Source organism: Pirellulales bacterium (assembly GCA_019636335.1).
In the GTDB taxonomy this organism is placed as follows: domain Bacteria; phylum Planctomycetota; class Planctomycetia; order Pirellulales; family JAEUIK01; genus JAHBXR01.
On the sequence record JAHBXR010000009.1, the window covers coordinates 207,245 to 215,081 of the forward strand.

The 7,837-nt window shown below is 65.2% G+C and carries 5 protein-coding genes; 3 read left to right on the top strand and 2 right to left on the bottom strand.

What is annotated here, in order from left to right:
• Positions 1–56: 56 nt before the first annotated feature.
• Both KF708_11500 and KF708_11505 read left to right on the top strand, forming a co-directional pair.
• A complete protein-coding gene (locus KF708_11500) occupies positions 57–1,430 on the top strand; it encodes an O-antigen ligase family protein (GenBank protein ID MBX3413306.1) in 1,374 nt (457 codons plus the stop codon).
• Between the two features lie 251 nt (positions 1,431–1,681).
• On the top strand, positions 1,682–2,464 hold the full coding sequence (locus tag KF708_11505; protein MBX3413307.1) for a sugar transferase: 783 nt from the start codon (positions 1,682–1,684) through the stop codon (positions 2,462–2,464).
• Between the two features lie 98 nt (positions 2,465–2,562).
• On the opposite strand, the gene KF708_11510 is transcribed toward KF708_11505, so the two are convergent.
• Positions 2,563–3,963 (bottom strand): DUF1501 domain-containing protein, encoded by a 1,401-nt coding sequence (locus KF708_11510; protein ID MBX3413308.1) that lies wholly within the window; start codon positions 3,961–3,963, stop codon positions 2,563–2,565.
• A gap of 79 nt (positions 3,964–4,042) precedes the next feature.
• Positions 4,043–6,988 carry a PSD1 domain-containing protein gene (locus KF708_11515; GenBank protein MBX3413309.1) on the bottom strand — a complete coding sequence of 982 codons (2,946 nt, stop codon included), beginning with the start codon at positions 6,986–6,988 and terminating at the stop codon, positions 4,043–4,045.
• 168 nt (positions 6,989–7,156) lie between these two features.
• On the opposite strand from KF708_11515, the gene KF708_11520 reads away from it, so the two are divergent.
• Complete coding sequence (locus KF708_11520; GenBank protein ID MBX3413310.1) at positions 7,157–7,510, top strand: addiction module protein; 354 nt, start codon at positions 7,157–7,159, stop codon at positions 7,508–7,510.
• The last annotated feature ends 327 nt before the right edge of the window (positions 7,511–7,837 follow it).

Genomic DNA, 7,837 nt, shown 5'->3' on the forward strand with positions numbered 1-7,837 from the left:
GATGTGGCCGTACCGTGGCGAACGTGATTCGCTGACCCCATTCACGATAGAAACCCATGGACGTGGCGCTTCTGGCAATCGGCGGACTGGTCGCCACGGTGTGGGGCGCGGTCTATGCCCTGCGCGGATCGCTGGTCGCCGGCTGCCTGGTATTGATCATCGTGATGTCCGCCCTGGGGCATCCTTTCTTCCATACCGACATCGGTCCGATCACCGTCTCGCTCGATCGGCTGCTGTTGCCCTTTCTGCTCGTGGCCTACGTCGTGCAACGGCAACTGGGCAAGACCGACCCCAAGCCGCTGGTCGCGGCCGATTATCTGCTCTTCTCGCTCGTCGGCGTGCTTACGGTCAGCACCTTCACGCACGATTGGCGCGTCGATGGGCCGACGGGCGTGCCCCCCATGTGGCGCTTGATCGCCGGCTACGCCACGCCCGCCGCCATCTACTGGATCGTACGGCAATCGCCCCTCACGCAGAGCCGCGTCGAGATGTGCTACAAGGTGTTGGCCGTCTATGGGCTGTATCTCGGTTTCACGGGCATTGCCGAAGTCACCGGCCAGTGGTGGGCGGTGTTTCCCAAGCACATCGCCGATCCGACGATCGGTTTGCACTACGGCCGCGCGCGTGGACCCATGGTGCAATTGCCGACGTACGGCATTTATCTGTCGATCTGTTTGATGTCGGCCTGGCTCGTGCGACCGCGGCTGTCGCAGCGCGGACAAGTGCTGCTGCTGGCGACGATTCCGATCATGCTGGGAGGCATCGCCTTCAGCTACACGCGCAGCGTGTGGATGGGCACCGGCCTGGGCGCGCTGATTCTGCTGGGTCTGACCCTGCAAGGACGCACGCGCACTCTGGTACTCGGCAGCATGGTGGCCGGGGCGCTCGTGGTCGGCATCGCCAAGGCCGACAGCATCATCGGCATTCAACGCGAAGGTTCCTTCGGCGAGGGACGCCAGTCGGCGTTCGCGCGGGCATCGTTCACCTACGTGTCGTGGCAGATGTTCCTCGATCGGCCGGTGTGGGGTTGCGGCTTCGGGCAGTTTCCCATCGAGAAATATCCTTACTTGGCAGACCGCTCGACCGATCTCGACCTGGAAGGCATTCGCACGCTGTCGCACCACAACACCCTGCTGAGCCTGTTGACCGAGACCGGCCTCGTCGGGTTGGGGTTGTTCCTAGCCGTGCTCGCCTGCTGGGCGATCGACGCCTGGAAGATGTGGCACAGCTCCGTCACGCCCGAGTGGGCCAAGCGACAAGCGGTCCTCTTTCTGGCCGCGTTGGGGATGTACTCCGTGCAGTTGTTGTTCCACGAGCTGACGTATTCGCCGATGGAGAATTCGATCATGTTCTTCGTGGCGGGCATCACCGCGGGATTGCGTCCCTTGTCGCTGGCGCCGGAAAAAACGGTTGTAGCGAAGATCGCCTGACGCACGGCCCGATGTTGCCCGGCGGCAACATCGGCCGTGCCGAGTGCGGCGTGCGTGTTGCCCCCCGACGTCATCCCCAACGCGATTCGGCCCGAGAGCATTTACCTTCGCACCGCCGAACGAGCCGGCCGACAACGACTTACGACATTCGATCAAGACTCGCGCGACGACCGACGGATTCTGGCATTCACTTTGCTCTGGAGTAGTTCGACGCATGCAGCGTCCGACCAACGACAGCAAGGAACGACAACATGCCCGCCAACGTCACTGCCACGCCAACCGAACTGCTCGAAGCGCCGGAAGTGCCCCGGGTCGCCAGCGTCGCGCGGAACGAAGTGCCCGTCGCACCGCCAGCGGTCGAGCCCGTTCGGCAGCGGATCGTGGCGAAGCACCAAGTCTTGCCGGCGGGAACGGTACGAGCGCGAGGGAACCTGTCGACGGGTTACCGGGTCTTGAAGCGCGCGGCCGACATCGTCGGGGCGCTCTTCTTTCTGGTGTTGTTCTCGCCGTTGATGCTGGCGGTGCTGTTGGTGCTGACCGTGACGACGAAGGGGCGTCCTCTCTTTCGCCAGACGCGCGTGGGCCTGTGCGGACGCACGTTCGGCATGTACAAGTTCCGCACAATGCGTCTCGACGCCGATAAGTTGCAGCACCTGGTGAAGAACGAGAAGGACGGCCCGGTGTTCAAGAATCGCCACGACCCGCGCATCACGCGGATCGGCCGCTTCCTCCGTTCGACGAGCATCGACGAGATGCCGCAGTTCGTGAACGTGCTGCTGGGAGACATGTCACTCGTCGGCCCTCGCCCGCCGGTGCCGGCCGAAGTGGCGAAGTACGAGCCGTGGCAGTTGGGGCGCCTGTCGGTGAAGCCGGGCCTGACCTGCCTGTGGCAAGTGAGCGGCCGTTGCGAGATCGGCTTCGAGGATTGGGTCCGCATGGACCTCTGGTACCTGCGTCACCAGAACGTGAAGACCGACGTGAAGCTGCTGGTGAAGACGCCGATGAGCGTGTTGAGCCGCCGCGGAGCCTATTAGCAGATCGCGCACCCGTGCGTGACAGACACCCCGTTCGACCATCCACGCAAGGCCCGATGCCAAAAGCACCGGGCCTTTCTCGTGCGAGCCCTTCGACCTTAGGCGATCAATTCGCGGACGACGCGGCCTTCGACGTCGGTCAGGCGGAAGTCGCGGCCGGCGTGGCGGTAGGTGAGTCGCGTGTGATCGAAGCCCAGCAGGTGCAAGAGCGTGGCGTGGATGTCGTGGACGTGGACGCGATTCTCGACGGCCTGGAAGCCGAACTCGTCGGTCGCGCCGTAGACCTGGCCCCCCTTCACGCCGCCGCCGGCCATCCAGACGGTGAAGCCATAGTTGTTATGGTCGCGGCCGTTGATCTTGCCGGCGTTCGCCCCCTTCTGCGGTAGCTCGACGGTGGGGGTGCGGCCGAACTCGCCTCCCCACAGCACGACCGTTTCGTCGAGCAGTCCGCGTTGCTTGAGATCGGCCAGCAGCGCGCCGATCGCCTGATCGCACTGTTGGGCGAGCGTGCGATGGTTGACCTCGATATCGTCGTGGTTGTCCCACGGCTGGCCGGCGCCGTGCCAGATCTGGACGAAGCGCACGCCGCGCTCGACGAGCCGCCGCGCGATCAGAATCTGCCGCGCCTGCACCCCTTCGCCATACATGTCGAGCACGTGCTGCGGCTCGCGGCTGATATCGAACGCCTCGGCGGCCTCGATCTGCATGCGATAGGCGAGCTCGAAACTGTGAATGCGGGCTTCGAGCGCGGCATCTTCCGGCCGGGCGGCGAAGTGCTTCTCGTTGAGCGCCGCCAGCAGGTCGAGTTGGGCACGCTGGTCGTCGCGCGTCACGGAATGATTCCGCACGTGCTCGACCAGCTTCTCGATCTCTTGGTGCTGCGTGTCGACGTACGTGCCCTGGAACACCCCGGGCAGGAAGGCCGACTGCCAGTTCTGCGCCCCCTTGATCGGCAGGCCGCCCGGGCACATGGCGATGAAGCCCGGCAGATTTTGATTCTCGGTCCCCATGCCGAAGGTGACCCACGATCCGACGCTGGGGCGGACGACGCGGGTCGTGCCGCAGTTCATCAGCATGAGCGAGGGTTCGTGGTTGGGGATGTCGGCGTAGGCCGAGCGCACGACGGCGATCTCGTCGATCATGCGCGCCGTGTGCGGAAAGATCTCGCTCACCTCGATGCCACTCTGGCCATGCTTCGCGAACTTGTAGGGGGAAGGAAACGCGGCGCCGGTCTTGCGTTCGGTGCGGAGGTTCTCGACCGGCAACATCTGCCCGGCGTATTTGGCCAGCGACGGTTTGGGGTCGAACGTGTCGACGTGCGAGGGCCCGCCATTCATGAAGAGGTGGATGACGTGCTTGGCCCGGGCCGGAAAATGCGCGACGCGCGGCGCCAGCGGGCTGGTGGCGAGCGAGCGATCGGCCGTGGCGGCGGGCGTTTCGCCGGCAACGAGGCCGGCCAGGCCCAACATGGCCAGCCCGGTGCCGCTCTGGGCGAGCATCTCGCGCCGCGTGAGGGGCGTCGCTTCGTGGCGACTGCAGCCGGTGGGTCGAAATCGGTCGTTCATCGTGGGGGCCTCGTCAGTCGACAAACGTGAATTCGTTGGTCAGCAAGAGCACCTGCGCCAGGCGTTGCCAGGGATTCAACTGCGTGTCGGCCTGGGGATGCGACTCGGCGTGCGAGACATACTGCAGCGCCAGTTCGAGTTCGTCGGGTTCGGCCCCGCGCGCGAGTATCTGCCGATAAAGTGCCTGCGCGCGCGACGCGGGGTCGGCGGCGCTGGCGATTTCTGGCAACGCAGCTACATGTTGCGCCTGTTCGATCACGAACGGTGCGTTCATCAGGTAGAGCGCCTGCTGCGGTACGGTGGTGTTGGGTCGAGCTTCGCTCGAGGCATCGGGATTCGCGAAATCGAACACGCGCAACACGCCCGGCACGCTCTGCCGATCGAGAAAGCCATAGACGCTGCGCCGCGTCGAAAACGGCGTGGCGAACAGATCGATCGGTCGCCCGGCAAGCGTCGTGTCGAGCCGCCCCGCCACGGCCAGCAGCGAATCGCGCAGCGGTTCGAACTCGAGCCGGCGGCGATTCATGCGCCAGACGAGGCGGTTCTCGGGATCGACTGTGGCCGCCTCGGGACGATCGGCGCTCGCTTGCTGATAGGCGTTCGACAGCAGGATCGCGCGGTGCAAACGCTTGAGCGACCAGCCTTCGTCGCGGAACGTGGCAGCCAGGAAGTCGAGCAACTCGGGATGGCTGGGGGGATCGCTGCGCGTGCCGAAGTCGCTCGGCGTGGTGACCAGGCCCACGCCAAAATGATGCGCCCAGACACGATTCACGATCACGCGCGCCGTGAGCGGGTTGGCCGGATCGACGATTGCCTGTGCTAGCTCGAGCCGACCGCTCCCCTGCTGGAACGGAGTCGGTTCGCCGGAAGAAAGGACTTCGAGAAAGCGCCGCGGCACTTCCGGGCCCGGACGGCCGGGATTGCCGCGCTGAAAGATACGCGGCGTCATGGGCTGCTTCGCGTCGACGAGCACCATGGCGCGGGCCAGCGCCTCGGGGGACTTGCCGGCCAGCGTATCGAGCTCGCCACGCAGCTTCGAGTGGGCGGCAAAGACCGTCCGCTCGAGCAGCCAGGGGAGATCCTCCTGCGAGAAGATCGTCGGCGTTCCTTCGGCCACGAGCACCTGCAGCACTTCGTTGGCCGCGGCGTCGGGCAGCGCCGTCGGCGCAGGGGGCTGTTCCGCTGTGCCGCCGGAATTCTCAGCAGCGGCCTGGGCTACCTGCTCGGCGTGCAACTCTTTCCACTGCTGGTGGACGCCCGAGAGGATCTCGCCATAGCGCTTGGCGACGTCCATCATCGTCATGACCGAGCCACGGGCGAACGCCTCGCGCACGACCGGGTTCACATTGCGGCCGATCTCGCTTTCGGACCGGCCGATCTCGGCGACGAGCGATTGCGCCGAGGTGGCGAAATCGCCCGCGGGCAACGCCGCTAGCCGATGCCAGGCGCCGAAGACGGGATGATCGACATTCGTCTTTTCGGCGATCCAGGTCCGCCAGCGCTCGCGAATCTGGGGGCGAACTTCGCCCGGACTGAGCGAGATGTTGGCGTCTTTCTCGACCACCTCTTCGCGCGGCGTGGTGACGACTTCGAGCAAGTACGCGCCAACGTTCGAGCGCAGCTCGTCGGTCATCGCCTGACGCTGCTCGGCCAGGAACTTGTCGTACTCCGCCTGCTTGGCGGCAAGCTCGTCCTGGTAGGCCTGGTGCATGGCCATCTCGTCGGGCATGGCGATGACCGGCAGCTCCCCCGGTTCTTCGCTACTGGCGAAGACGCCGTAGAGCGAATAATAGTCGGCCGTCGGGATGGGATCGTACTTGTGATCGTGGCAGCGGGCGCAGGTCACGGTCAGCCCGAGAAAGCCGCGCGTCACGACGTCGATGCGATCGTCGATGATGTCGTGGATGTTGTTGTCGAAGGTGCGGCCGAGCGTGAGGAAGCCGAGTGCCGCCAGCGAACGTTTGTCGTCTCCCAAGGGCAACTGATCGGCGGCGAGCTGCTCGCGCACGAACTGGTTGAAGGGGAGATCCTCGTTGAACGAGCGCACCACGTAATCGCGGTAGGTGTAGCTGAACGGAAAGCGCGGCTCGGAGGTGAACGCATAGCCGCGCGTATCGGCATAGCGGGCCACGTCGAGCCAATGCCGCGCCCAGCGCTGGCCATACTCGGGCGAGGCGAGCAGTCGATCGACGACGCGCGCCCAGGCATCGGGCGACTCGTCGTGGACGAAGTCTTCGATCTCGGCCACGGTCGGCGGCAGACCCACGAGATCGAACTTCACGCGGCGCAAGAGCGTGCGGCGATCGGCTGCGGGGGAAGGCGCCAGGCCGGCCCCTTCGAGCCGCGCGAGGATGAAGCGATCGATCGGCGATGAGGCCCAATCTTCGTTCTGCACCGGGGGTATCGCGGGCTGCACGATCGGCTGCAGAGACCAGTGCGACGTCTTGGCCGCGGCGATGCGGCCTGCCAGGGGATGGTTAGCGTCTGCCGACGGCGTGGCGTCGCCCGTGGAGACGGCATCGCTGCCCGGCCAGGGCGCGCCGAGCTTGACCCAGGTCTTCAGGATCTCGATCTCCGCGTCGGCCAGCTTGGCGGCGGGGGGCATCTGGATCTCGCCGCGATAGTCGATGGCCGCCACGAGGGGGCTGGCGGCCGGGTCGCCCGGCACGACGACCGCGCCACTTTCGGCGCCGCGCATGATGGCGCTGCGGCTGTCGAGGCGCAGTCCGGCTTCTTGCGTGTCGGCGCCGTGGCATTCCTGACAGCGTTCGACCAGGAGCGGGCGGACCTTCGCTTCGAAGAACTCGGCCTGTTCGGCTTCCGTCGGCGCGGCGGCCGGCGGAGCGGCGGCGGGCTCTTCGGCCTGCGCCGCGCGGGGCGATACGCCAGTGAACATCGCCAACACGAGCAGCAGGCAGGCGAGATTCGTCAGTCGCATGAGCATGGGGCGGATTCTCATACGCCATTCGGGCAGGCGACGCGAGACCGGCTCGCGGGCGCCCGATCGGGGTTCAGCATCTTGTCGATCTTTGTCGGCGACACGGGCAGGAACAAAGGTCGCCAGGCGGGCCACGATGCGCAGGCATCGGGGACACTGTTACCATAACCAATCAGGCCGGGGAGGGCTATGTTTTCTAAGGCTCGCCGACCAATTCTCGACGCTGCCGATTGTCGCGGCTATGCTGACGTTATTCCCGGCTGCGACAGGAGATACTCACGAATGCTCCCACGCGACGAAATCCTCCAACAGGCCCTAGCGCTGCCACTGGCCGACCGACTTTACGTCGCCGATGCATTGGAACAGAGTCTGGCGGATTTGCCTCCGCCGGAGGGCGAAGGCCGGCTTCTCTCGGAGGCAGAGTTCATCGCCGAATTGGAACGCCGATCTGCAGCGTATCGCGATGGCACCATGGGATCGCAGTCCGCGGATGAAGTTCTAGCCGAGTTGAGACGCCGCCAGGCGCGCGAGTTTGGGCAGTGAACCTCCGTGTTCTCTCAGCCGCGACGTCCGAAATTGAAGGCGCATGGGAATTCCTTTGCCAGCGCTCCCCCTCATTGGGCACTCGTTTTCTCGATGAGCTTGAACGCACCTTAGGGCGTATCGTTGCTCAACCACTCGCATTTGGCGTCGTAGAGTAGAAACGTTGCCATCCGGTCGGATGTACCGGCGCGCTTTGCTGTCGAAGTTTCAGTACATCGTTGTATTCGAGTGTACTGCGGAGGAAGTCGTCATCGTGGCCGTGGCTCATACGGGGCGTAAACCCAACTATTGGTTTGGGCGAGGTTAAGTGTGGCAGGACGGATCCAA

Bases quoted from the DNA above. Each gene is read 5' to 3' on its own strand.
- KF708_11515 (MBX3413309.1), bottom strand. From the start codon at position 6,988: ATGAGAATCCGCCCCATGCTCATGCGACTGACGAATCTCGCCTGCCTG.
- KF708_11520 (MBX3413310.1), top strand. From the start codon at position 7,157: ATGTTTTCTAAGGCTCGCCGACCAATTCTCGACGCTGCCGATTGTCGC.
- KF708_11500 (MBX3413306.1), top strand. From the start codon at position 57: ATGGACGTGGCGCTTCTGGCAATCGGCGGACTGGTCGCCACGGTGTGG.
- KF708_11510 (MBX3413308.1), bottom strand. From the start codon at position 3,963: ATGCTCGCCCAGAGCGGCACCGGGCTGGCCATGTTGGGCCTGGCCGGC.
- KF708_11505 (MBX3413307.1), top strand. From the start codon at position 1,682: ATGCCCGCCAACGTCACTGCCACGCCAACCGAACTGCTCGAAGCGCCG.